This is a genomic window from Burkholderia sp. AU45388 (genome assembly GCF_030481585.1).
In the GTDB taxonomy this organism is placed as follows: domain Bacteria; phylum Pseudomonadota; class Gammaproteobacteria; order Burkholderiales; family Burkholderiaceae; genus Burkholderia; species Burkholderia sola.
In genome coordinates this window covers 107,330-127,519 of sequence record NZ_JAUJPV010000024.1, presented here as the reverse complement: position 1 = coordinate 127,519, position 20,190 = coordinate 107,330, and the positions used below count along the sequence as shown (strand labels likewise).

Here is a 20,190-nt window from a genome sequence, read left to right as displayed (position 1 = left end):
GCGCCTTCGCCGGAATTGTTTCGAGCCGCGTCGACGTTGCATCGATCGTGAATTCGAAGTCTCGCCCAAGGCATGCGCGCCCCCGGACATAGAGCGGGACCAACGCGTCTTCGCCAAGCGGCGTATCAAGGCGGACGATACGCCCATGTTGCACGTATTGTGTGCGTAGCGCCTTGTTCAGCAATTCCGAAACCATCAGACTACCCCGTACCGTGTAGTAACAAAAACGGCCGCCGGGCAATGCCGGGCGGCACATTGGTATCACATCAACAGGAGAAGGCCCAAAAGTTTCGGCCGCTGCGGGGCCTTCAGGTATCAATGCGGTTTAAACCGTCGAATCGCGCCGAGCCGGGATTCATCATATCAAACCGTGATCCATCCCGGCGTGCGCTGACGATGTTTCACATTCAGTATCGCGCCGAAAGATTTGCCTCGCCGCCATATCGGGCCAGTCAGTATCGGGAAGCCGTCAGGCGCAAGGCCTCGTGTCGCCGCTGCAAGTCTTCTTCTCCTTGCTCGCTCAGTTCGTGCATCGCTTGCAACACATAGCGCCGATCCTCGTCGCGCATTTCGGCGTGTAGCGCGAAGCGGGCGATAGCGGTTAATTTAGTGAAATGTGCCATGAGGCGCTCGAACGATTCCAGCGCTCCTTGCACCGCGCACTTCGGAATGGACGGCATGGCGCGTGCCGTTCCTGTTCGGGCTCGCGATCGGCCCGGTCGGGCTATACATCCGCCGCTACGTCGACGAAGGCGTCGAGTTCAAGACACAGGCGCGCTCCGAGGCGCCGGTGCGCGAGCTGTTCGCGGATCAGAAGGTGCGGCTGCTGCTTTCGATCGGCGCGCTCGTGATCTCGACCGCGATCAACTACATGATCCTGTACATGCCGACCTATGCGATCAAGCAGCTCGAGCTGCCTGCATCGACGGGCTTCGCCGCCACGCTCGCGACCGGTTTCGTGCTGACGCTCGTCACGCCGGTCGTCGGCCATCTGTCCGACCGCACCGGGCGAATCCGGATGATGGCGGTCGCGGCCGTGCTGATGCTTCTGACCGTGTGGCCGACGTTCGCGTGGCTCACGCGTCACGCGTCGTTCGCGACGATGCTCGCCGCACTGATCTGGATCGGCGCGCTGAAGGCGACGTACTGCGGCGCGCTGCCGGCGCTGATGGCCGAACTGTTCCCGTCGCAGACGCGCGCCACCGGGCTCGCGGTCAGCTACAACACCGGCGTCACGCTGTTCGGCGGCTTCGCGCCGTTCGTCATCACCTGGCTGATCAGCACGACCGGCAACCGGCTGTCGCCGGCGCTCTACCTGATGGGATGCGCGCTGCTGAGCCTCGCCGCGCTGTTCGTCGCGCGCACGCGGCTGAAGATGCGCTGACGCGAGAAACGACGGCGCGGTGCGGCGCCGCCGAAACCGCCCGACTCGGCCCGTCGCGGCATCGCTGCCGCGCGGGCCGCGTGCCGTTTACGGCGCCGGATTCGGCTGACGTTCGTGCAATGCGTCGATCTCGGCGAGGATCTCGTCGGACAGCGTCACGTCGATGCTGCCGATGTTCTCCTTCAACTGCTCGAGCGACGTCGCGCCCACCAGGTTGCTGCGCACGAACGGGCGGCTGTTGACGAACGCGAGCGCCAGTTGCGCGGGCGACAGCCCGTGATGCCGCGCGAGCGCGACATAACGCGACGTCGCGTCGACGGCCTGCGGCTTGCTGTAGCGCTGGAAGCGCTCGAACAGCGTGATGCGCGCACCGGCCGGCCGCGCGCCGTTCTCGTACTTGCCGGACAGCCAGCCGAACGCGAGCGGCGAATACGCGAGCAGGCCGACGCCGTCGCGATGCGTGAACTCCGACAGCCCATTTTCGAACGTGCGGTTCAGCAGGCTGTACGGGTTCTGGATACTCGCGATGCGCGGCAGCCCGAGCTTTTCGGCCGCGCGCAGGAACTGCGCGACACCCCACGGCGTTTCGTTCGACACGCCGATCGCGCGCACCTTGCCGGCCTTCACGAATTCCGCGAGCACGCCGAGCGTTTCCTCGATCGGCACCGTGTACGCGTCGTCGACCCACGGATACGCGGGCCGGCCGAACGTGGTCGTGCTGCGATCGGGCCAATGCAACTGGTAAAGATCGACGTAGTCGGTCTGCAGGCGCTTGAGGCTGCCGTCGAGCGCTTCGGTCAGGTTCTTGCGGTCGAACTGGTTGCCCTCGCCGCGAATATGGCGCGGATTGTGCGGCTGCCGCGCCGGCCCGGCGATCTTCGTCGCGAGCACGATACGGTCGCGCTGCGCGCGATGCTGCGCGATCCAGGTGCCGATGTATTGCTCGGTGCGGCCCTGCGTGTCGGGCTTGGGCGGCACCGGATACATCTCCGCGGCGTCGATCAGCGTCACGCCCTGCCCGAGCGCATAGTCGATCTGCTCGTGCGCGTCGCGCTCCGAATTCTGCTCGCCCCACGTCATCGTGCCAAGACCGATCAGGCTGACCTCGATACCCGAATCGCCGAGTGTGCGGTATTCCATGCTGTTCCTGTCGCGTCGGTGGAAAGCAGGAAAGCTACCACATCGAAGCAACTGCTTCAGTCAGGCGCGGCGCACGCTTACAGGCGGCTGGCGGTGCGGCACCGCGCGTTCACGCGCCCACTCGGACGAGGGTGCTGCCGCCCGTCATTGCGGCCGCTGGATGAAGCAGGTCGCCGACGCATGCGCGACGATCTTGTCGTCCGGCGTCTTCAGCGTGCCCTCCGCGACGCCCAGCGAACGCGACAGGTGAATCACGCGCCCTTCGGCGATCAGGTCGACGTCGCGCGGCACGGGCCGCAGCATCTTCACGTGGAGATCGACGGTGCCGTAACCGACGCCCGCGTCGAGCATCGAATGCACCGCGCACCCGGTGACCGAATCGAGCACCGTCGCGGCGAACCCGCCGTGCACGCCGCCCAGCGGGTTCAGGTGCCGGCCGTCCGCCCGCGCCGAAAACTTCACGTAACCGAGCTCGACGTCGAGCGGGCGCATCGGGATCGTCTCGGAAATCGACGCAAGGGGCGCGTCCCCCGACGCGGCGGCACGCAGCAGATCGAGGCCAGACAGGGAAAGCGGATTCATCGGGTTGTCTCCGGGTTGAAAGCGCGTTGCCGCGCAATTAAGTTCTAAATTGGAACTCATTATTGTCAACGGTGCCGGCCGTTGTCAACGCGGCGGCGTCCGTTGCGACCGAAGGCGGGTTCTATAATCGAACCCGCTATTTCGCTGAACCGCCGCAAGACCGCCACAACAGGCAAGAGACTCGACGATGAAATGGGATGACATCGGCACGCTGAACTGCTCGGTCGCGCGCACGCTCGCCGTGCTCGGCGACCGCTGGACCATGCTGATCCTGCGCAACGCGTTCCTCGGCTGCCGCCGCTTCGACGCGTTCCAGGCCCAGCTTGGCCTGACGCGCCACGTACTGGCCGAACGGCTCGCGCGGCTCGTCGACGAAGGCGTGCTCGCCAAGCGCGCGTATCAGGAACGGCCGCCGCGCTTCGAATATCGGCTGACGGAAAAGGGCCTCGATCTCTACCCGACCCTGGTCGCGCTGATGGCGTGGGGCGATCGCTGGAAGGACGACGGCCAGGGGCCGCCGGTGCAATTGCGCCACCGGGCCTGCGGCCAGCTGATGCACGCGGTGACCGTCTGCTCGGCGTGCGGGGAACCGCTCGACGCGCGCGACGTGCAGCCCGAGCCGGGGCCCGGATGGATCGCGTCCGACGGGACCGCGGCGCCCGCCTCCACGGATTGACGATACGTCGCGCGCGGATGTCGTTCCGGCACGCCGGCTCGACATACGCTTAGGCCCCAGCATCGCGTCGCAGCCCCCCGGGCGCACGCATTGCTCGCACCCGGGTTCGCCGCGACGGCAAACGCAATCGCCTCCCATCGCCGGCACTACCGCCGTGCGTTGATCGCCCTGCTCGCCCGCAGAGGCTGCATAACGCAACTTTGCGTCACCCTCTCCACCCCTGCCGATCACTGCGTGCGCCTTCGCTTCGCATCCGCGCGTGACCGGGCCGCCACGCGTGCGTTACACTCACGACCCGCTGTCTCGAAATTATTCGCTGTCCAAGATGTTGTCGCGCAATCGCCTCGCCGCCGCCTGTCTCGCCGCTTCCCTGCTCGCCACACCCTTCGCCGCCTTCGGCAAGACACAAAGCGAATCGCTGCTCCAGCAAGCGATCGATCTCGTGTCGCGATGGCTGCCGGCGCCCACTCACGAAGCCCCCGCGACCCAGGTCGTCGAATCGGCCTTCTCGCCCGACGGCGGCGCCGAGGCGCTCGTGCTGAAAGCGATCGGAGCGGCGCGCAGTTCGATCCGGGTCGCCGCGTACTCGTTCACGTCGCCGCCCATCGCACGCGCGTTGCTGGCCGCCAAGCGCCGCGGCGTCAATGTCGCGGTGGTCGTCGACGACAAGGGCAACCGCGCGAAGAGCAGCAAGCAGGCACTGAACCTGCTCGTCAACGCGGGCATCCCGACGCGCACGATCGACGCCTATGCGATCCATCACGACAAGTACCTCGTGATCGACGCCGAGCACGTCGAAACGGGTTCGTTCAACTACAGTGCGTCGGCGGCCAGCCGCAATTCCGAGAACGTCGTCGTGGTCTGGAACAATCCGCAACTCGCGTCGCGTTACCTCACGCACTGGCAAAGCCGCTTCGACCAGGGCACGCCGTACCGCTCCAGCTACTGACGCGCGACACGGGCTTTCTCCCGGCGCTCGGCCCCTGCCTTTTTGCCGCCGCGTTGCAGATGATCGGCGAGCATCGCGCGATGTTCAATTCGGCCGAATGGCCAGCACGCCGCGTCGCGAAACGCCCATCACGCGCGATGCGCGGCGTTCAATGGATTTCAGGCACCCGCCCGGTCGCCGCACCCGCACGGCTCGATACGCTTCATTCGCTCTCGATTCTCGATACGCCGCCCGAAGAGCGCTTCGATCGCCTGACGCGTCTCGCGCGCCGGCTGTTCGACGTACCGATCGCCCTCGTCAGCCTTGTCGACGAGAATCGCCAGTGGTTCAAGAGTCATGCGGGACTCGACGCCGCGCAGACGCCGCGCGACGTGTCGTTCTGCGCGCACGCCCTGCTCGCGGGCGATACGATGGTGATCCAGGATGCACGGAACGACGATCGCTTCCACGATAACCCGCTCGTCACCGGCACGCCGGGCATCCGCTTCTATGCCGGCCGGCCGCTCGCCGCGCCGAACGGCGCCCCGATCGGCACGCTGTGCCTGATCGACACGCGGCCCCGCTCGCTCGAACCCGACGAACTCGTGCTGCTCGGCGATCTCGCCCATCTGACCGAGCGCGAGATCGCCGCGCTGCATTTCGCGACCACCGACGAACTCACGCAGCTGACGAACCGGCGCGGCTTCGAGATTCTCGCCCGGCATGTGCTGAGCCTGTGCGATCGCGTCGGCCGTCACGCCGTGCTGCTGTTCTTCGACCTGAACGATTTCAAGGGGATCAACGATCGCTTCGGCCATGCCGAAGGCGATCGCGCGCTCGAGACGTTCGCCGAAACGTTGACGGGCGCGCTGCGCGACGGCGACGTCATCGCGCGGCTGGGCGGCGACGAGTTCGTCGTGCTGTTGAGCGCCACCGATCCGGCCGACGTCGCCGAGCCCGTCGAACGCGTGACGCAGGCGCTCGCGCAACGCAATGCGGCCGACGCACGCGGTTATGCGATCCGCTTCAGCGTCGGGCACGTCGCCTATGATCCCGCCCGCCATCGCAGCGTCGCCGACCTGCTTGCCACGGCCGATCGGCGGATGTACGAACACAAGCAGCGCGGCAAGACGGCCGGCGCATGACCGCCGACGAGTCAGGCCGGCACGGCGCGATCGAGCCGCCAAGCCGCCGCTCGGCCGCGCTCGTGCGCGGCGTCGGCTCAACTGCCGCAGGGCGGCGCGCTGGCCATTGCGTCCGCGATCTGCTCGGGTGTCAGATCGCGCTGATGCGTCGCCAGCGACCAACGATGCCCGAACGGATCCTCGACTTGCCCGTAACGATCTCCCCAGAACATGTCGGCGGCCGGAATCGTGACCGTCGCGCCGGCCGCGACCGCCTTCTCGATTGCCGCATCGGTGTCCGGCACGTACAAATGCAGGCAGACGGGCGTGCCTTTCAGCGCCTTCGGCCCCAACGCACCGTGCTCGGGCATTTCGTCGACCAGCATCAGCGTCGAATCGCCAATCGCGAGGCACGCATGCGCGAGCCGGCCGTCGGGCATCTCGAGGCGAAACTGTTCGGTTGCATTGAATGCGCGCGTGTAGAAGTCGATGGCTGCGATTGCGCCCGCACAGATCAGATGCGGGGTCAGCGTGCGCATCCCTTCCGGGATCGGCTTGACGGGCGTGGGCATGGTGTCGCTCCTTCAGTCGGTTGTCGTATCGAAAATCGGGACGGACGCGCGATGCGCACACCTCCGATGCTACGACGGACGACTCCACCGGAAATCGACACGGTGCCCGGGATTTTTTTGTTTGCTCGAATGGCGGACTGCGCAGGACGCCGTATCGAGCATCATCGGCCCGTTCGATCGGCCGGTTCGTCCGGCAGGCCGAACTGTCGGCGGCAGGCCTCCAGCAACGCGGCCACCGCGTCGAGCGGAAGATCGGCAAACCGGGCGATCGGCAGCATCACGCCGCCCGGCACCTTCGTACGGGAAGAATGTACGGAGAACTGGTAGCCGATGTAACGATGACCGGCGACGCTGACGATCCGGAATTCAGCGACGTCGCGCCACGGCGTGACGGGTTTTTCGCGGGCGGAACCGATCAGCCGGAAGCCCGTCTCGTCGACCTGCAGCGCCAGCTTGCGCCGCGACGAAACGAAAAACGCGGCACTCGCGAGCCCCAGCAACGCTGCCAGCGCCGCTATCGGCCAGAGCGTCGGGGCAGCCACATAACCGCACAGGCTCGCCGCGGCCAGCCCCGCGCACACGACCGCCCTGCTTTTCAGGCTTCGGCTGTCGACCGCGAGTGTCATCGGCAACGCGCCGATGACCGTTCCCGCAACGGGATCGACGTGCCAGCCGGAATCCGTCGTTTCGCGTTCGTCGTTCATTGCACGCCGGCTCGTGTCGACGGCCGTCGATCCATCGACGCGGCCGGCATGTCGGGATTTCCCTTCCGTTCGCGCGCATCGCGCGCCATCGCGCCGACGTCGGTCAATTGCACACCTTGACGGTACCGTTGATCGTGCATTGACCGACGGCCCAGTGGCTCTGCCCGGCCAGACGAGGCGCGACGCCCATGCCGAGAATCGGCTCGGCCGGCGGCGACGATGCGGGAACGGTCGTCGACGCGGTCTCGGGCGACGGTTGCACGGGCGTCGGCCCGGACGCGGTCTGGCAGGCGGCAAGCGCCAGACAAAGCGCGCATGCCAGCGGGAAGATGGCGAGTCTGGACATGGTCGTGGGCGCGTTCGCGCGATTCGGTTTGGGTAACGGCTCGCGGTCAGATCTGCGGCAGATCGCGCAACGTGCGCGACTCGCTCGTGGCATCGATATCGAGCTCGATGCCTTCCGATGCGTCGCGATACAGCACGCGTTTCAGCCTGGGCCCGATTGCGGTGGTGTCCGATGCCGAGAAGATCGCTCGGACATCGTTACCGGACGCGAGCGCGCGCGCCACGTCCGCCACCGGGGCCTCGCGGGGCGTCGCCGCCCACGAGCGATCGGCCGGGTTCACGGCCGCCCAGCGCACGTGCGTCACGCGCGCGCTGAGCGGATCGATTCGGACACCATTCACCGCGAACGTCGACATCGGCATCTCCCTTGAGTTTTTGCGGCCTGCCGCGTGCATGCGGCGCGCTGCGAACAGCCCGGATCTCATGTGCGCGGCGCGTGCGGCCCACGATCGGGTGCGCGGCGCCGGCCAACGCGATTTTCGATGATACATTGGGACGCTTTGCAACCGTCAACAGACAATCGTGTACGGGAGAAACACATGAGCGACGCCTGGGGAACCTTCCCTGCCAGAATGGGCGACCATCAGGCTTTCATCAGCTTCAATCACGGCTTTGCGGAAATCGCGGAAGGCGATCCGCGCACGTCGCTGCTCAGCGTGCGCGTCCCCTTTGCGCATCCGTCGCCCGACGGTCTGCCGACCGGTGACGAATTCGCCGATCTCGCGAAGATCGAGGATCTGCTCGACGCCGCGATCGTCGCGAAAGGCGGCGTACAGGTCGGCCGCATCACCGTCGACGGCAACCGGGATTTTCTTTTCTACGTCCCGTTCGACGAAGAGGCGGCAGCGGAGATCGTCGACTCGCTGGCCGACCAGACGACCTATGCGCTTCAGTACGCCCATCAGGACGACCCGGACAAGGCGACATACTGGCAAACGCTCTACCCGACCGACGACGACTGGCAGATCATGCGCGACATGCGCACGCTGGATGCGCTGCGGCAGCAAGGCGACGCGCCCGACGTGAGCCGGCGCGTGATGCACTGGGCGTACTTCCCCGACCCGAGCGACGCGCACCAGTTCGCGGACTGGGCCGAAGCGAAAGGCTATCCGGTCGAGTCGGTCGCGCCGACCGAGGACGGCAAGTCGGCGGTACGGTTTTCGCACGAAGGCACGATGACGCTCGCCGACATCACGCGCCATACGATCGCGCTCAATCGCGAGGTGCGCGCACTTGGTGGGAACTACGACGGATGGGAAACCAGCGTCGAACAGGCGGGCTGAGCGGAGCGCCATGCCCGTGACGCGCGAGGTGACGTCACGCAAAAAACATCCCGGCAGCGCTGTAACGCGCTGCCGGGATCAAGGCATCGCCAGCAGGAACCGGCGATGGGCCTGAGGGTTCGCTCAGGCACGAGGAAAACAATTCGTACGGATCGGGCGAACGGATGTCGGGGGCGAACGTGTGCCGTCGCGCAGCCCGCCGAACGCCTGCCCGGTTCCGCCGACGCGACCTTCCGGCGTCGGGGGGAGCAAAAAGCCCCCGCTCCTGCGCGAGCGAGCGGGGAAACGGTTGACCGGGCCGGGGAAGAACGGTCAACCGGTCAAATTGTGATCGCGGGCCGCGCGACGGTCTGTGCGGCAACTCACCCTCTAGTAACAATGTGACGGCAACCGGCATGCGCGCATGCCGCCGAATACCGTCATGATTGAAGCGTGACGCATCACTTGCCGGCCTCGCTGACGAGGCGCCGGCCGACAGCGGCCGGCTTTACATTCCAGTGTCTTATCTCGCTTTAATTCAAATTTCTTTCTCAGACCCGCGCGCAGTTTCCGGTAAGCCGCGGATATTGTCAAAGCAGGATTATTCTATTTTTTGCGCAATGCAATTTTCGATCTCATTTTGGCGTACGGAATTTCTCGCACGCAATGATCTACGTCACGAAAACACGAGTTCATTGCTACAACGCGCCACTGGAAAACCAGTCGGCAACCCTATCGATCCAGTCGAGATTGCCGGCGATTTCAATAGCGGCGTCGCCGACGATTTCGGCTGTCGACAGATGTTCCGCCACCGCGCCGGTTGCCGCCGCACTCGCCTTCGCAGGCTCGGTCGAAACGACGGGCCGCGGATCGGCAAGCCGCACTAACCAGGCGACGATATGGGCGCGTGCGTCCGCCTCATCGGCGAAATCGTTTCGCTCGAGAAAACGATCGAACACGACCCACGCGAGTGTCTTGCTACGCACCTCGGACTCGAGTTGCCTGTCGACAACGACGATACTGCCGGACTCCGTGATTTCGAGCGTCGCCGTGAAGCAGTAATCGAGATATTCGATCTCGAGTTTCGACGAGCTGACCTCCGTTCAATGTGCCCTCTCGATTTTCATGATGCTGGTTGCGTGACGCGTGCTGCACGAAACAGCATGAAACTTGCATGAATTTCGCGCAGGGCTTCATTCTCGCTGGCGCGTATCGCGATATTGTCGCGATCGGTCAACGCGGACCGTCAACGCATGACCGCCCCATTCCCTTTGCCGGTTGAGCCGTAACTCGCTCGGTTTTCCTGTTTTTTGTCTCGACCCACTACGCAGCCGCCCGCGCTGCTAAACTCGGATCACAGACCGCTTGCGCCACCAGAGGAAATAATGACGCTCGCTCATGCACGACAAAGCGGCGTAGATGTCTGGATCGTCCAGATTCCCGGGCACGCTCCCTATGCCTACACGCACCTCAAGCGGATATTCTCGTCCGACGACTCTCGCCATCGCGTCGTGACGATCGACCTGAGGAAACTGCTCGCCTGCGCGGACCGCGACACCACCGACTATGTGCTGCCGTCCGTCCAGTACTGGGCGCCTGGAAAAGCCGCGGGCATTCGCGAATTCCTCGATCCGAGCCGGGACCGGATTCCGGATATGCCGTTCATCACGTTTCGCGAGACGAGAACGCGAACGTTGCTCGGCATTCCCGGCCTGTCGAAAATCGGCGTCGCATCTTTCCGTAACGGCCAGCATCGCGCGCGCTATCTCGCCCATGCCGGCGCGACGATCCTGCCCGTCGAAATTCATGAGACCGAAGCCGATTTGCTTGTGCGGTATTGCGGCGAGTGATCGAAATGTCCGTTCGGCTTTGACCCCGACGCGATGCCATAGCGGCTGGCTGCGGATGCCCTCGCGTGTGGCCGCACGCCGATGTCGGCCAGCATTCAAGCGTCAATCGCGTAAATCCGGTCGGTGACTTCCGTCTGGCCGATGCGACAGGTTTCTACGCCGGCCAATTGCCAGCCGTTGTGTTCGTAGAATCCGATCGCACGCACGTTGCCCTCCAGCACCTGCAGATGGACCCTGTCCACGCCGATGGACCGAGCCCACGCACGAACGGCTTCGATCATGCGCTTACCCGTGCCGCCGCCGTGATGCGAGGGATGAACGTGCAGGCAGTCGAGCAGCACACCCAGCGCCGGATCGACGGGGCGCTCCGCGCTGACGAAGCCGACGGGTTCGCCGTTCGACTCGGCGATCAGCACGAGACCCCACTCGCTCTCGTTGCGATCGAGATAATTGCGCCACCGGACCGCGTGCTCCGTCGGCACGTCGTCGGACAGATAGCTGGCCGGAAGGATGTGGCTATAGGCGGTTTGCCAGCTCAGCGTGTGCAGGCGAGCAATGTGGTTCGCGTCGTGCGGCGTCGCGGCGCGCAGTATGACCCGGGTGTCCGGCATCGGTAGCCACTCTCCTGGTGCGGGTTCTCTTGATCGACATGTGTCGTCGCAAAATATACCGTACTTTGCGGGATGCATTTCGCCGGGCTTGTGGGCGGGTCGTGGGCGAGCGGGCAAAAAAATCCCGACACCTTCTCCGGTCGTCGGGGTCGAACGGCCCTGCAAAGCATGAGGGCACGAGGAAGATCCTACATTACACGCATGCAAGACTGACGCGCTTTGTCGGTTTGCGCCAAGCCCCTGTTCGATTCGGCCAATCAGCCGGTTACGAGCGGCCGTAAACGAAAAAAGCCTGCTCGCGTTTTGCGCGAGCAGGCAAGAAAACGGATCAGCATTCGAGGCACGAGGGCTGTCCAGAGAAGATAACGGCACGGCAAGCGGGAACCTTAGGCGGGAAAGGAAGCGCCGCGGGCAAACGGGCATGAACGTTGTCATCGCAACGACACGGAAACGCGATACGGATCGGGCCCGCAGGCCTCGTCGCCATTTCCGTCACCACGTCGGAGATGCGGGACAAGCGGTGCGATCGGTCGGTACCCCGCACGATCGCGCGCGCGATTTCGATATCGCCTCGCCTCGTCCGAGGTCTCCTATTCGGTATCGAAGTCATATCGCCGGGGCGACCCGATTCCGTCTTTGCGAACCCGAACGTTCGCCATCCACGTGCTGCCGGGTGCCAGTTGCACGGACTCGCCGATAATTTCGTCACTGTCGAATATCGCTATGGCATTCGATTCTTTCGCGCATACGGCGGCCCCTCACATGCGCTCGATGTTGCTGCCGCGCAGCGCGCTTTACGCAAATCGTTCTTTGAAGCGCGAGGCCGAAATGGCATCGTGGTTGATTCGTTGAATACGGGGATGCCACTTCGTTAAAGACGCCGTGACCAAGATACACATTGGCTGTATCCGAACGCCAGAAAGCAAAAAGCCCGGCTCAATGAACCGGGCTTTTTGCTTGAATTTGTTGGGGTGGCTGATGGGACTCGAACCCACGACGACAGGAATCACAATCCTGGACTCTACCAACTGAGCTACAGCCACCACTGATACTGCTTACTTCGTTTCGCCGTTTTGTTTCAGCAGCGAAGAACAAGATTATACGAACACTTTTGAATCTTGCAAAGCCTTTTTTTCAAAAAATTCTTCGGCTTCGTTCAGATGCGCGCGCGCCTCGTCGAACACGGCCAGATCGCCGCGTGCGAGCTTCTTGTTGTCGGACAGCACGCGACGCCAGCCACGCGCGCCCGGCATGCCGCGATACAGCCCGAGGGCGTGCCGCACGATCGCGCCGAGGTAGGTGCCGCGCTTCAGCTCGGCCGCGCAATACGCGATCAGTTGCGCTTCCGCCTCTTCGCGCGTCGGCACCGCTGCGCTCGATCCGTAGAAGCGCGTATCGACCTCCGCCAGCACGTACGGGTTGTGATACGCCTCGCGGCCGAGCATCACGCCGTCGACGTGCTCCAGATGCAGCGCGACTTCATCGAGCGTCGTGATGCCGCCGTTGATCACGATCTCCAGCGTCGGAAAATCGCGCTTCAGCCGATACGCATAGTCGTACTTGAGCGGCGGAATCTCGCGATTCTCCTTCGGCGACAGCCCCTTCAGGATCGCGTTGCGGGCATGCACGACGAACGTTTCGCAACCGGCCTCGGCCACCGTGCCGACGAAGTCGCGCACGAACGCGTAGTCCTCGACCGCATCGACGCCGATCCGGTGCTTGACCGTCACCGGCACCGACACCGCATCGCGCATCGCCTTCACGCAGTCGGCGACGAGTGGCGGCTCGTTCATCAGGCATGCACCGAACGCGCCGCGTTGCACGCGCTCGGACGGGCACCCGCAATTCAGGTTGATCTCGTCGTAACCCCACTGCTCGCCGAGCTTCGCCGCGCGCGCGAGGTCGTCCCGCTCGCTGCCGCCCAGTTGCAGCGCGACCGGCGATTCGCTCGGCGTGAACGCAAGATGCCGCTGGGCATCGCCGAACAGCAGCGCGCCCGTCGTAATCATCTCCGTATACAGCCACGTATTGCGCGTCAGCGTGCGGTGGAACGAACGGCAATGGCGATCCGTCCAGTCGAGCATGGGCGCGACCGATACACGGCGGGGAGGAAGCGAGGACGGAACGGACATGGAATTCGGGTACAGGCCAGGCGGCGCGGAAGCAACCCATTATTTTACCGCAATACCGGCCATACCCGCGCGACACGCGCTACCGGTCGTCCAGCTCCGCATCGACCGCCCGGCGCGCCTCGTCGAACACGCGCTCGATCACGTGCCGCTCGGTCAACAGCACCCCATCGATCTTGACCAGCCGCCAGTCGATCCGCACGGCATCGCCCCGCAGCACGCGGTAGTGCGCATGCTCGCCGTCCCAGACCTGCTCGGTCTTCACCTCGATCTCGAAACCGCGGTACGGCTCGCTGAAATCGCCGAGGTCGCTGCCTGTCGGTTCCATCGCACGCTCCGTGGCGACGCCGCGCCGGGCCGTGTACGCGGCCGGCGCCGCGCGCTCAATCGTATTCGTCGGACAAAAAGGACCGGCCGTCGGCCGTCAGGTCGACCCGGTCGGCCGTCGCCTGATAGATCAGCCCATCGTTCAGCAACGCATGGACGACGTCGTCGAACGCGGCGGGAACCGGCCGGCTGTCGCCGAACTGGTCGATCCATTTCAGCGCCTCGATGGCTTCCGGGGAAAGGATGGGGGTCATGCGCGTTCGCCTCCGGCATCGGTGTCGTTCCATCCTAGCACTTCGTCCGGCAGTCGAATACCGAGGCAAACGTGCTGCACGAATGCAATGCGGCGGCGCCGGGCACGTTGCCTGCCCGGCGCCGCCGCATCGATGCGCGACCCGCGCGCTCAGAGACGCGCGATCGAGACTTCCGTCGACTTCACGAGCGCGACGACTTCGGCGCCGACCTTCAGTTCGAGTTCGTCCACCGAACGGGTGGTGATCACCGACGTGACGATGCCGAACGGCGTCTCGACGTCGACTTCGGAAACCACGGACCCGCGAATGATCTCCTTGACCTTGCCCTTGAACTGGTTACGTACGTTGATTGCAGTGATGCTCATCGGGATGATCGCTCCGAAGAAAAGTCTCAGAACGGGCGGCCGGAGCCGCCCGGCATTAAACGGCCCAGCGGATCTGCCCGACCGGTCGAACCTTGTCTGCCACATGCTCCGTGTCTTGATCGGCCGCGCCGGGGCCGCCGGCGAGCACGCGTTTCAGCACGCGATTCTCGAGCGCCGCGAAGGCGGCCGACGCGCGGGCGCGTGGCCGGCCGAGCGGCACCGGCTGGTCGAGCGCCACCCGCCCCTGCTCGATCAGCAGGATGCGGTCGCCGAGCGCCACGGCTTCCTGCACGTCGTGGGTGACGAGCAGCGCGGTGAACCGGTGCTCGCGCCACAGGCGTTCGATCAGCGCATGCATTTCGATGCGGGTCAGCGCATCGAGTGCGCCGAGCGGCTCGTCGAGCAGCAGCAGTTGCGGCCGGTGCACCAGCGCGCGGGCCAGTGCGACGCGCTGCCGCTGCCCGCCCGACAGTTGCGCGGGCCAGTCGTTCGCGCGTTCCAGCAGCCCGACTTCGTCGAGCACCGCGCGGGCCTGGTCGCGCGCGCCGCGGCCGAGGCCCAGCATCACGTTCTGCAGCACGGTCTTCCACGGCAGCAGGCGCGCATCCTGGTACATGATCCGCGTATCGAGCGCGCCGCCGTCCTCGCCGCGCGTTACGAGCCCGCCGCTGCTCGGCTGCTCGAGTCCCGCGACGAGACGCAGCAGCGTCGATTTCCCGCAGCCGCTGCGGCCGACGATCGCGACGAAGCTGCCGCGCGCGATGTCGAGCTCGACGTTGTCGAGCACCGTGCGGGCGCCGAAGCGCTTGCTGACGCCCGACAGCGTGACCGCGTCGTCGGATGCCGGGCCGCTGGCGCGCCGCCGCGCGAGCGGCACGACCGATGCGCTGCCGTCACGTCCGAGGATCGCCGCGTCGCGCGCATCGCCGTCCGCGACGCGGGCCTGCGCCAGCTCGGCCTCGAGGTCTGCGCCGGCGAGCGGGCCGTAGGCGGCCGCCGAAGTCGTCGCATTCATGCCTTTGCTCCTGATTGATAGGTGGGATGCCAGCGCAGCGTCACGCGCTCGATCCATTTCGCCAGCACATCGGCCAGCTTGCCGAGCACCGCGTACAGCAGGATGCCGACCACCACCACGTCGGTTTGCAGGAATTCACGCGCGTTCATCGTCATGTAGCCGATGCCCGACTGCGCGGAGATCGTTTCCGCGACGATCAGCATCACCCACATCAGCCCGAGCGCGAAACGCACGCCGACGAGGATCGACGGCAACGCGCCAGGCAGGATCACGTCGCGGTACAGCGCGAAGCCGCGCACGCCGTAGCTCTTCGCCATCTCGATCAGGTTCGCGTCGACCGAGCGGATTCCGTGATACGTATTGATGTAGACGGGGAAAAACACGCCGAGCGCGACGAGGAACAGCTTCGCCTTCTCGTCGATGCCGAACCACAGGATCACGAGCGGAATCATCGCGAGCGCCGGGATGTTACGGATCATCTGGATCGTCGAGTCGAGCGCGATCTCGGCGGCCTTCGACAGCCCGGTCGCAAGCCCCAGCGCGAGGCCGACGCCGCCGCCGATCGCGAAGCCGAACAGCGCGCGCCACGTGCTCACTTTCACGTTCGCCCACATTTCGCCCGAGGTCACGAGCGACCACGCGGCGCGCACGACCGCCACCGGCTCGGGCAGCACGCGGGTCGACAGCCAGCCGCTGCGCGCACCGACTTCCCACACCATCAGCAACGCGAGCGGCACGAGCCACGGCGCGACGCCGCGCCACGCGCGGGCGGCCACGGCGACGCCCGCCGTCGACGTTTTCGTTGTCATCGCTAGCCTCCGTCGCTCAGCTCTGGCTCGTCTTCGGCAGATAGTTGTTGCCGACGATCTCGCCGAACGGCCCCGACAGCGGACCGGCCGCCTTCTCGACGCCCTTCCCATTGATCAGCGGGAACACGAGTTCGGCGAACCGATACGATTCCTCGAGGTGCGGGTAGCCGGACAGGATGAACGTCTCGATGCCGAGGTCCGCGTATTCGCGCATGCGTTCGGCGACCTGTTCGGGATTGCCGACGAGCGCCGTGCCGGCGCCGCCGCGCACGAGCCCCACGCCGGCCCACAGGTTCGGATAGACCTCGAGCGCCTCGCGGCCGCCGCGCTTGCCGCCGTGCAGCGCGGCCATCCGGCGCTGGCCTTCCGAATCCATGTTCGCGAACGCTTGCTGCGCACGCGCGATCGTGTCGTCGTCGAGCCGGCTGATCAGCCGCTCGGCGTCGCGCCACGCCTCGTCCTCGGTCTCGCGCACGATCACGTGCAGCCGGATGCCGAACTTGATCTGGCGACCGCGCGCGTCGGCACGGGCGCGGATGTCGGCGATCTTCTTCGCGACGGCCTCGGGCGGCTCGCCCCAAGTCAGATAGGTATCGATGTGATCGGCGGCAATCGCGTGAGCGGCCGGCGACGAGCCGCCGAACCACAGCGGCGGATGCGGATGCTGCACGGGCGGATAAAGCGCCTTGCCGCCTTTCGACTGCAGGTGCTTGCCGATATAGTCGAATCCGCCGTTGTCGTGCGACGCGGCGAGCAGCCCGCGCCAGATGTTCAGGAAATCGTCGGTGATCTCGTAGCGCGTGTCGTGATCGGCGAACAGGCCGTCACCTTCGAGCTCGGCCGCATCGCCGCCCGTGACGACGTTGATCAGCAGGCGGCCGCCCGACAGGCGGTCGAACGTCGCGGCCATCCGCGCGGCGAGCCCCGGCGAAGCGATCCCGGGGCGCACCGCGACCAGGAACTTCAGGCGCTGCGTCGCCGGAATCAGGCTCGACGCGACGACCCACGCATCCTCGCAGGAACGGCCGGTCGGCAGCAGCACGCCGTCGTAGCCAAGCGTGTCGGCCGCCACGGCCACCTGCTTGAAGTAATCGTAGTCCGCGGCGCGCGCGCCTTCGGCCGTGCCGAGATAGCGGCTGTCGCCATGCGTGGGGATAAACCAGAACACATTCATCTGCTGCTCCTGCTTGACTGTCACTGCCGAAATTTGAAAAAACATCGCCCTGCTCGCGTCGCGGATGAGCGACGCATGCATGGTGTGCATTCGAATCGGGATGGCTCGCCGGTCAGGCCGTGCCGCGGACGAGGACGCGATTGCACGGCTGTTGCTGGGAAATCAGTCTAGGGATCGGTACAGGGCTTTGGAACGATTTTTTTGAGCTTAGGTTTTCCGCTTTCGTGATTAGCACGACGCTGGAGCGAATATCGCCGCGGCCGGGCCCTATAATGGCGCACCTATCCGAATAACTCCGCGCGCCCGGCCCCGGCCGTGCGCGCCTGCGGTGCACTCATCGATGCAGAAAGTCATCCTGCCCTTCCTGTCCGGCTTCCTGGCCGCCCTGTTCTTCCGCGAGGCCACGCTGGCCCTGCTTCACACGGCCGACCTGATCGCCGCAACCGGCTTCTCGACACAGCCGTTCGCGCCGCTCGGCATTCCTGAATTTGTCGCGAATGCGCTGATCAGCGCGTGCTGGGCGATTCCGATGGCGTGGTTGTTGCGCGTGTCGCCGGAACGCGAAGCATCGTGGATCGGCGCGCTCGTGTTCGGCGGCATCGTGCTGACGGCCGCCCGCGTGTTCGCGATCGATCCGCTGCGCGGCATCTGGCCGTCGGGCAACATGATGCCCGTGCTCGCGTCGGGGTTCGCGGCGAATGCGGTGTGGGGATTCGGTGCGCTCGTGTTCATGCGCGCGTTCATGTCGGACGACGCGGGCGACGACTAACGCCGGCGCGGGCGGCGCGCCCTTCGGCCTCAGGCAGACCGATTTCCATGAAAAAGGCCGCGTGCATGATGCACGCGGCCTTTTCGTTTCCGGGTCGCGCGTCGATCGACCGCGCGGGTCAGCCCGATCGACGTCAGTCCTTCAGCTCGCGCAGCGGATGGATGTCGGGCGTCCACGGGCTGTCGAACATCGCGAGCACGTCGGCGCGCCGGACGTCGGCAGCCGACTTGAAACGCCACACCGGCTGGTGATCCTTGTCGACGATCAGCGCGCGCACGCCCTCGATCACGTCGCCGCGCGCGAAGGTCGAGCGCGTGAGATCGAGATCGCGCCGCAGGCAATCGGCCATCGTCGCGCCGCGCGCGCGTTCGACGACTTCGAGCGACACGGCCATCGACAGCGGCGACAGTTGCTCGCGCATCGCGTGCGTCGCTTTCTCGACCCACCCGTCGACCGCCGCGCAATCCTGCTCGGCGTCGAGCGACGCAAGGATCGCGTCGATGTCCGGCTGCGCGAAATGCCGGTCGATCCCGGCACGCGCGTCCGCAAGCGCCGACGTGTCGGGCGTCGGCACGACCTTGTGCGCGGCAGCCGCGTCGGTCACGCAGGCGACGGCCTGCGCGCCGCTGTCGATGCGCGCGGTGCGCAGCGTGTCGAGCAGCGCAGGCAGCGCGGCATCGGGCAGATAGACGTCGGCGAGTTGCGCGTACAGCGCGCCGGCCGCGTCGAGCGTCGCGCCGGTCACCGCCAGATAGCGGCCGATCGCGCCGGGCGTGCGCGCGAGAAACCAGCTCATCCCGACGTCCGGGAACAGGCCGATGCGCGTTTCGGGCATCGCCATCTTCGTCGAGTCGGTCACGACGCGCAGGCCGCCCGTCTGCCGCGCCGCCTGCGAAATCCCCATGCCGCCGCCCATCACGACGCCGTGCATCAGCGCGATGTACGGCTTCGGATACGTGAAAATCGCATGGTTCAGCGTGTATTCCTCGATGAAGAACGTGTCGACCGCATCGCGGTCGCCGCGCTGCCACGCGTCGTGAAAGAAGCGCACGTCGCCGCCCGCGCAGAACGCGCGCGGATGCGGGCTGTGCACGACGACCGCGACGACGTCGGGATCGCCGCGCCACGCGTCCAGCGCCTGCTGCATCAGCCGGATCATGCCGACCGACAGCGCGTTCAGCGCCTTCGGCCGGTTCAGTTCGAGAAAGCCGATGCGGTTCGCGACATACGCGACCACGTCGGGCTGGGCAGATTCGGCTGAAACGGCGGCGGAAGAAGAATCGGTCATGAAGATCATCCGGCAAACGGCAGTCGCACGCTCAGTGCGCCTGCATTTTCGAGAACAGATTCAGCACCGCGACGCCGGCGACGATCAGCCCGAGGCCGATCACCGCCGGCACGTCCGGCACCTGGCGATAGAGCAGCATCGCGACGAGCGTGATCAGCACGATGCCGGCGCCCGACCACACTGCATAGATGATGCCGACGGGCATCGTGCGCAACGTGAGCGACAGGCAGTAAAACGCGACGCCGTAACCGGCGACGACGAGCACCGACGGCCACAAGCGCGTGAAGCCGTCCGCCGCGCGCAGCGCGGACGTGCCGATCACTTCCGCGACGATCGCGATCGCGAGCCATGCGTAACCGGGCACTTGCATCGCTCAGCTCCTTGCGAGGGCCAGTACCGCGTAGTCGTGACCGAGCTCGGCGCACAGCGCTTCGACGACGAACTCGTGGTCCGCGCGCTGCGGCAGCCCGGACGCGGTGATCGAGCCGATCACGCCGGCGCCGGCGACGGTCAGCGGAAACGAGCCGCCGTGCGACGCATAGTCGGCGGCCGGCAGCCCGTGCTTGTCCGCGAGCGTCGCGCCGGCCTGCTGCATGCGCAGGCCGATCGCGTACGAGCTGCGGCGAAAATGCGCGACGACGTTGCGCTTGCGGCGCACCCAGTCGGCGTTGTCCGGCGTCGCGCCGGCGAGCGCCGCATAGAACAGCGGCTGGCCGAACGTGACGATGTCGATCGCGATCGCATGACCGCGCGACGTCGCGAGCGCATGCATCCGGTTGCCGAGCGCCCACGCGCGGGCCGGGTCGAAATGGGGAAACACGAGCGCCTGTTCCTGCGCGCCGATCGATTGCAGATCGTGAGCGATGTCCATGAATCCGTCGA

At 65.8% G+C, this 20,190-nt stretch carries 26 protein-coding genes, 1 tRNA gene and 1 pseudogene; 7 read left to right on the top strand and 21 right to left on the bottom strand.

Translation table 11 applies throughout. The features are described from left to right. The coding region (locus tag QZM72_RS29300; RefSeq protein ID WP_301739801.1) for a hypothetical protein at window positions 1-196 on the bottom strand (196 nt) is incomplete at its 3' end. A 256-nt stretch (window positions 197-452) separates the two neighbouring features. Beyond that, complete coding sequence (locus tag QZM72_RS29295) at window positions 453-680, bottom strand: hypothetical protein (protein WP_089467362.1); 228 nt, start codon at window positions 678-680, stop codon at window positions 453-455. On the opposite strand from QZM72_RS29295, the pseudogene QZM72_RS29290 reads away from it, so the two are divergent. Then, window positions 680-1,384: pseudogene (locus QZM72_RS29290) on the top strand (MFS transporter); the annotation flags it as partial. The gene QZM72_RS29295 and the pseudogene QZM72_RS29290 overlap by 1 nt on opposite strands. Before the next feature lie 87 nt (window positions 1,385-1,471). Here the strand turns inward: QZM72_RS29290 and QZM72_RS29285 are convergent. Together QZM72_RS29285 and QZM72_RS29280 are read right to left on the bottom strand one after the other, a co-directional pair. Then, window positions 1,472-2,524, bottom strand: a complete 1,053-nt coding sequence (locus tag QZM72_RS29285; RefSeq protein ID WP_089467361.1) for an NADP(H)-dependent aldo-keto reductase — start codon at window positions 2,522-2,524, stop codon at window positions 1,472-1,474. A 144-nt stretch (window positions 2,525-2,668) separates the two neighbouring features. Beyond that, window positions 2,669-3,106, bottom strand: coding sequence for a PaaI family thioesterase (locus QZM72_RS29280; RefSeq protein ID WP_050012568.1), 438 nt, complete (start codon window positions 3,104-3,106; stop codon window positions 2,669-2,671). 187 nt (window positions 3,107-3,293) lie between these two features. Between QZM72_RS29280 and QZM72_RS29275 the strand changes: the two genes are divergently transcribed. The 3 genes from QZM72_RS29275 (at window position 3,294) to QZM72_RS29265 (ending at window position 5,855) form a co-directional block, all read left to right on the top strand. Then, the gene (locus QZM72_RS29275) at window positions 3,294-3,782 is read left to right on the top strand and encodes a helix-turn-helix domain-containing protein (protein WP_089467360.1); all 489 of its coding nucleotides are present in this window, start codon (window positions 3,294-3,296) and stop codon (window positions 3,780-3,782) included. 325 nt (window positions 3,783-4,107) lie between these two features. Further along, window positions 4,108-4,731, top strand: coding sequence for a phospholipase D family protein (locus QZM72_RS29270; protein ID WP_089467359.1), 624 nt, complete (start codon window positions 4,108-4,110; stop codon window positions 4,729-4,731). Window positions 4,732-4,868: 137 nt separating this feature from the next. After that, window positions 4,869-5,855, top strand: a complete 987-nt coding sequence (locus tag QZM72_RS29265; protein WP_089467946.1) for a diguanylate cyclase — start codon at window positions 4,869-4,871, stop codon at window positions 5,853-5,855. 77 nt (window positions 5,856-5,932) lie between these two features. On the opposite strand, the gene QZM72_RS29260 is transcribed toward QZM72_RS29265, so the two are convergent. The 4 genes from QZM72_RS29260 to QZM72_RS29245 all read right to left on the bottom strand — a co-directional run bounded on the left by QZM72_RS29260 (window position 5,933) and on the right by QZM72_RS29245 (window position 7,811). Next, the gene (locus QZM72_RS29260) at window positions 5,933-6,406 is read right to left on the bottom strand and encodes a VOC family protein (RefSeq protein WP_089467358.1); all 474 of its coding nucleotides are present in this window, start codon (window positions 6,404-6,406) and stop codon (window positions 5,933-5,935) included. A 161-nt stretch (window positions 6,407-6,567) separates the two neighbouring features. Further along, window positions 6,568-7,110 carry an aspartyl-tRNA synthetase gene (locus QZM72_RS29255; protein ID WP_089467357.1) on the bottom strand — a complete coding sequence of 181 codons (543 nt, stop codon included), beginning with the start codon at window positions 7,108-7,110 and terminating at the stop codon, window positions 6,568-6,570. A gap of 103 nt (window positions 7,111-7,213) precedes the next feature. Then, the gene (locus QZM72_RS29250) at window positions 7,214-7,456 is read right to left on the bottom strand and encodes a hypothetical protein (RefSeq protein WP_089467356.1); all 243 of its coding nucleotides are present in this window, start codon (window positions 7,454-7,456) and stop codon (window positions 7,214-7,216) included. A 46-nt stretch (window positions 7,457-7,502) separates the two neighbouring features. Further along, window positions 7,503-7,811 carry a hypothetical protein gene (locus QZM72_RS29245; protein WP_011545327.1) on the bottom strand — a complete coding sequence of 103 codons (309 nt, stop codon included), beginning with the start codon at window positions 7,809-7,811 and terminating at the stop codon, window positions 7,503-7,505. Window positions 7,812-7,994: 183 nt separating this feature from the next. Between QZM72_RS29245 and QZM72_RS29240 the strand changes: the two genes are divergently transcribed. Continuing rightward, window positions 7,995-8,738, top strand: coding sequence for a DUF695 domain-containing protein (locus QZM72_RS29240; RefSeq protein ID WP_089467355.1), 744 nt, complete (start codon window positions 7,995-7,997; stop codon window positions 8,736-8,738). 677 nt (window positions 8,739-9,415) lie between these two features. Here the strand turns inward: QZM72_RS29240 and QZM72_RS29235 are convergent. Further along, on the bottom strand, window positions 9,416-9,676 hold the full coding sequence (locus tag QZM72_RS29235; protein WP_301739800.1) for a hypothetical protein: 261 nt from the start codon (window positions 9,674-9,676) through the stop codon (window positions 9,416-9,418). A 426-nt stretch (window positions 9,677-10,102) separates the two neighbouring features. On the opposite strand from QZM72_RS29235, the gene QZM72_RS29230 reads away from it, so the two are divergent. Beyond that, window positions 10,103-10,567, top strand: coding sequence for a hypothetical protein (locus QZM72_RS29230; protein ID WP_089467353.1), 465 nt, complete (start codon window positions 10,103-10,105; stop codon window positions 10,565-10,567). Window positions 10,568-10,662: 95 nt separating this feature from the next. On the opposite strand, the gene QZM72_RS29225 is transcribed toward QZM72_RS29230, so the two are convergent. The 9 genes from QZM72_RS29225 to ssuD form a co-directional block, all read right to left on the bottom strand. After that, a complete protein-coding gene (locus tag QZM72_RS29225; RefSeq protein WP_089467352.1) occupies window positions 10,663-11,178 on the bottom strand; it encodes a GNAT family N-acetyltransferase in 516 nt (171 codons plus the stop codon). A gap of 967 nt (window positions 11,179-12,145) precedes the next feature. Continuing rightward, window positions 12,146-12,221, bottom strand: a tRNA-His gene (locus tag QZM72_RS29220). 54 nt (window positions 12,222-12,275) lie between these two features. Next, window positions 12,276-13,262: a tRNA dihydrouridine(20/20a) synthase DusA gene (gene dusA / locus QZM72_RS29215; RefSeq protein WP_301739799.1), complete on the bottom strand. Its 987-nt coding sequence runs from the start codon at window positions 13,260-13,262 to the stop codon at window positions 12,276-12,278. 127 nt (window positions 13,263-13,389) lie between these two features. Further along, window positions 13,390-13,635: a hypothetical protein gene (locus tag QZM72_RS29210; RefSeq protein ID WP_089467350.1), complete on the bottom strand. Its 246-nt coding sequence runs from the start codon at window positions 13,633-13,635 to the stop codon at window positions 13,390-13,392. Between the two features lie 55 nt (window positions 13,636-13,690). Then, window positions 13,691-13,888 carry a hypothetical protein gene (locus QZM72_RS29205; protein ID WP_089467945.1) on the bottom strand — a complete coding sequence of 66 codons (198 nt, stop codon included), beginning with the start codon at window positions 13,886-13,888 and terminating at the stop codon, window positions 13,691-13,693. 149 nt (window positions 13,889-14,037) lie between these two features. Then, window positions 14,038-14,253, bottom strand: coding sequence for a molybdopterin-binding protein (locus QZM72_RS29200; RefSeq protein ID WP_006476104.1), 216 nt, complete (start codon window positions 14,251-14,253; stop codon window positions 14,038-14,040). A 55-nt stretch (window positions 14,254-14,308) separates the two neighbouring features. Beyond that, window positions 14,309-15,268, bottom strand: coding sequence for an ATP-binding cassette domain-containing protein (locus QZM72_RS29195; protein ID WP_301739798.1), 960 nt, complete (start codon window positions 15,266-15,268; stop codon window positions 14,309-14,311). Further along, window positions 15,265-16,077, bottom strand: coding sequence for an aliphatic sulfonate ABC transporter permease SsuC (gene ssuC, locus QZM72_RS29190; RefSeq protein ID WP_301739797.1), 813 nt, complete (start codon window positions 16,075-16,077; stop codon window positions 15,265-15,267). Before ssuC ends, QZM72_RS29195 begins: the two co-directional genes overlap by 4 nt. A gap of 16 nt (window positions 16,078-16,093) precedes the next feature. After that, window positions 16,094-17,251 carry an FMNH2-dependent alkanesulfonate monooxygenase gene (gene ssuD / locus QZM72_RS29185; RefSeq protein ID WP_301739796.1) on the bottom strand — a complete coding sequence of 386 codons (1,158 nt, stop codon included), beginning with the start codon at window positions 17,249-17,251 and terminating at the stop codon, window positions 16,094-16,096. A 340-nt stretch (window positions 17,252-17,591) separates the two neighbouring features. Between ssuD and QZM72_RS29180 the strand changes: the two genes are divergently transcribed. Beyond that, entirely contained in the window at window positions 17,592-18,020 is a 429-nt protein-coding gene (locus QZM72_RS29180) for a hypothetical protein (protein ID WP_089467347.1), read from the top strand. A gap of 133 nt (window positions 18,021-18,153) precedes the next feature. On the opposite strand, the gene QZM72_RS29175 is transcribed toward QZM72_RS29180, so the two are convergent. From QZM72_RS29175 to QZM72_RS29165, 3 genes are read right to left on the bottom strand one after another with little or no spacing between them, the layout of a single operon-like run. Continuing rightward, the gene (locus QZM72_RS29175) at window positions 18,154-19,308 is read right to left on the bottom strand and encodes an enoyl-CoA hydratase/isomerase family protein (RefSeq protein WP_089467943.1); all 1,155 of its coding nucleotides are present in this window, start codon (window positions 19,306-19,308) and stop codon (window positions 18,154-18,156) included. 31 nt (window positions 19,309-19,339) lie between these two features. Continuing rightward, window positions 19,340-19,678: a multidrug efflux SMR transporter gene (locus tag QZM72_RS29170; RefSeq protein ID WP_089467346.1), complete on the bottom strand. Its 339-nt coding sequence runs from the start codon at window positions 19,676-19,678 to the stop codon at window positions 19,340-19,342. A gap of 3 nt (window positions 19,679-19,681) precedes the next feature. Next, complete coding sequence (locus QZM72_RS29165; protein WP_069621415.1) at window positions 19,682-20,179, bottom strand: heme-degrading domain-containing protein; 498 nt, start codon at window positions 20,177-20,179, stop codon at window positions 19,682-19,684. Between the last annotated feature and the right edge of the window lie 11 nt (window positions 20,180-20,190).

Bases quoted from the DNA above. Each gene is read 5' to 3' on its own strand.
- QZM72_RS29295 (WP_089467362.1), bottom strand. From the start codon at position 680: ATGCCGTCCATTCCGAAGTGCGCGGTGCAAGGAGCGCTGGAATCGTTC.
- QZM72_RS29285 (WP_089467361.1), bottom strand. From the start codon at position 2,524: ATGGAATACCGCACACTCGGCGATTCGGGTATCGAGGTCAGCCTGATC.
- QZM72_RS29280 (WP_050012568.1), bottom strand. From the start codon at position 3,106: ATGAATCCGCTTTCCCTGTCTGGCCTCGATCTGCTGCGTGCCGCCGCG.
- QZM72_RS29275 (WP_089467360.1), top strand. From the start codon at position 3,294: ATGAAATGGGATGACATCGGCACGCTGAACTGCTCGGTCGCGCGCACG.
- QZM72_RS29270 (WP_089467359.1), top strand. From the start codon at position 4,108: ATGTTGTCGCGCAATCGCCTCGCCGCCGCCTGTCTCGCCGCTTCCCTG.
- QZM72_RS29265 (WP_089467946.1), top strand. From the start codon at position 4,869: ATGCGCGGCGTTCAATGGATTTCAGGCACCCGCCCGGTCGCCGCACCC.
- QZM72_RS29260 (WP_089467358.1), bottom strand. From the start codon at position 6,406: ATGCCCACGCCCGTCAAGCCGATCCCGGAAGGGATGCGCACGCTGACC.
- QZM72_RS29255 (WP_089467357.1), bottom strand. From the start codon at position 7,110: ATGAACGACGAACGCGAAACGACGGATTCCGGCTGGCACGTCGATCCC.
- QZM72_RS29250 (WP_089467356.1), bottom strand. From the start codon at position 7,456: ATGTCCAGACTCGCCATCTTCCCGCTGGCATGCGCGCTTTGTCTGGCG.
- QZM72_RS29245 (WP_011545327.1), bottom strand. From the start codon at position 7,811: ATGTCGACGTTCGCGGTGAATGGTGTCCGAATCGATCCGCTCAGCGCG.
- QZM72_RS29240 (WP_089467355.1), top strand. From the start codon at position 7,995: ATGAGCGACGCCTGGGGAACCTTCCCTGCCAGAATGGGCGACCATCAG.
- QZM72_RS29230 (WP_089467353.1), top strand. From the start codon at position 10,103: ATGACGCTCGCTCATGCACGACAAAGCGGCGTAGATGTCTGGATCGTC.
- QZM72_RS29225 (WP_089467352.1), bottom strand. From the start codon at position 11,178: ATGCCGGACACCCGGGTCATACTGCGCGCCGCGACGCCGCACGACGCG.
- dusA (WP_301739799.1), bottom strand. From the start codon at position 13,262: ATGCTCGACTGGACGGATCGCCATTGCCGTTCGTTCCACCGCACGCTG.
- QZM72_RS29210 (WP_089467350.1), bottom strand. From the start codon at position 13,635: ATGGAACCGACAGGCAGCGACCTCGGCGATTTCAGCGAGCCGTACCGC.
- QZM72_RS29205 (WP_089467945.1), bottom strand. From the start codon at position 13,888: ATGACCCCCATCCTTTCCCCGGAAGCCATCGAGGCGCTGAAATGGATC.
- QZM72_RS29200 (WP_006476104.1), bottom strand. From the start codon at position 14,253: ATGAGCATCACTGCAATCAACGTACGTAACCAGTTCAAGGGCAAGGTC.
- QZM72_RS29195 (WP_301739798.1), bottom strand. From the start codon at position 15,268: ATGAATGCGACGACTTCGGCGGCCGCCTACGGCCCGCTCGCCGGCGCA.
- ssuC (WP_301739797.1), bottom strand. From the start codon at position 16,077: ATGACAACGAAAACGTCGACGGCGGGCGTCGCCGTGGCCGCCCGCGCG.
- ssuD (WP_301739796.1), bottom strand. From the start codon at position 17,251: ATGAATGTGTTCTGGTTTATCCCCACGCATGGCGACAGCCGCTATCTC.
- QZM72_RS29180 (WP_089467347.1), top strand. From the start codon at position 17,592: ATGCAGAAAGTCATCCTGCCCTTCCTGTCCGGCTTCCTGGCCGCCCTG.
- QZM72_RS29175 (WP_089467943.1), bottom strand. From the start codon at position 19,308: ATGACCGATTCTTCTTCCGCCGCCGTTTCAGCCGAATCTGCCCAGCCC.
- QZM72_RS29170 (WP_089467346.1), bottom strand. From the start codon at position 19,678: ATGCAAGTGCCCGGTTACGCATGGCTCGCGATCGCGATCGTCGCGGAA.
- QZM72_RS29165 (WP_069621415.1), bottom strand. From the start codon at position 20,179: ATGGACATCGCTCACGATCTGCAATCGATCGGCGCGCAGGAACAGGCG.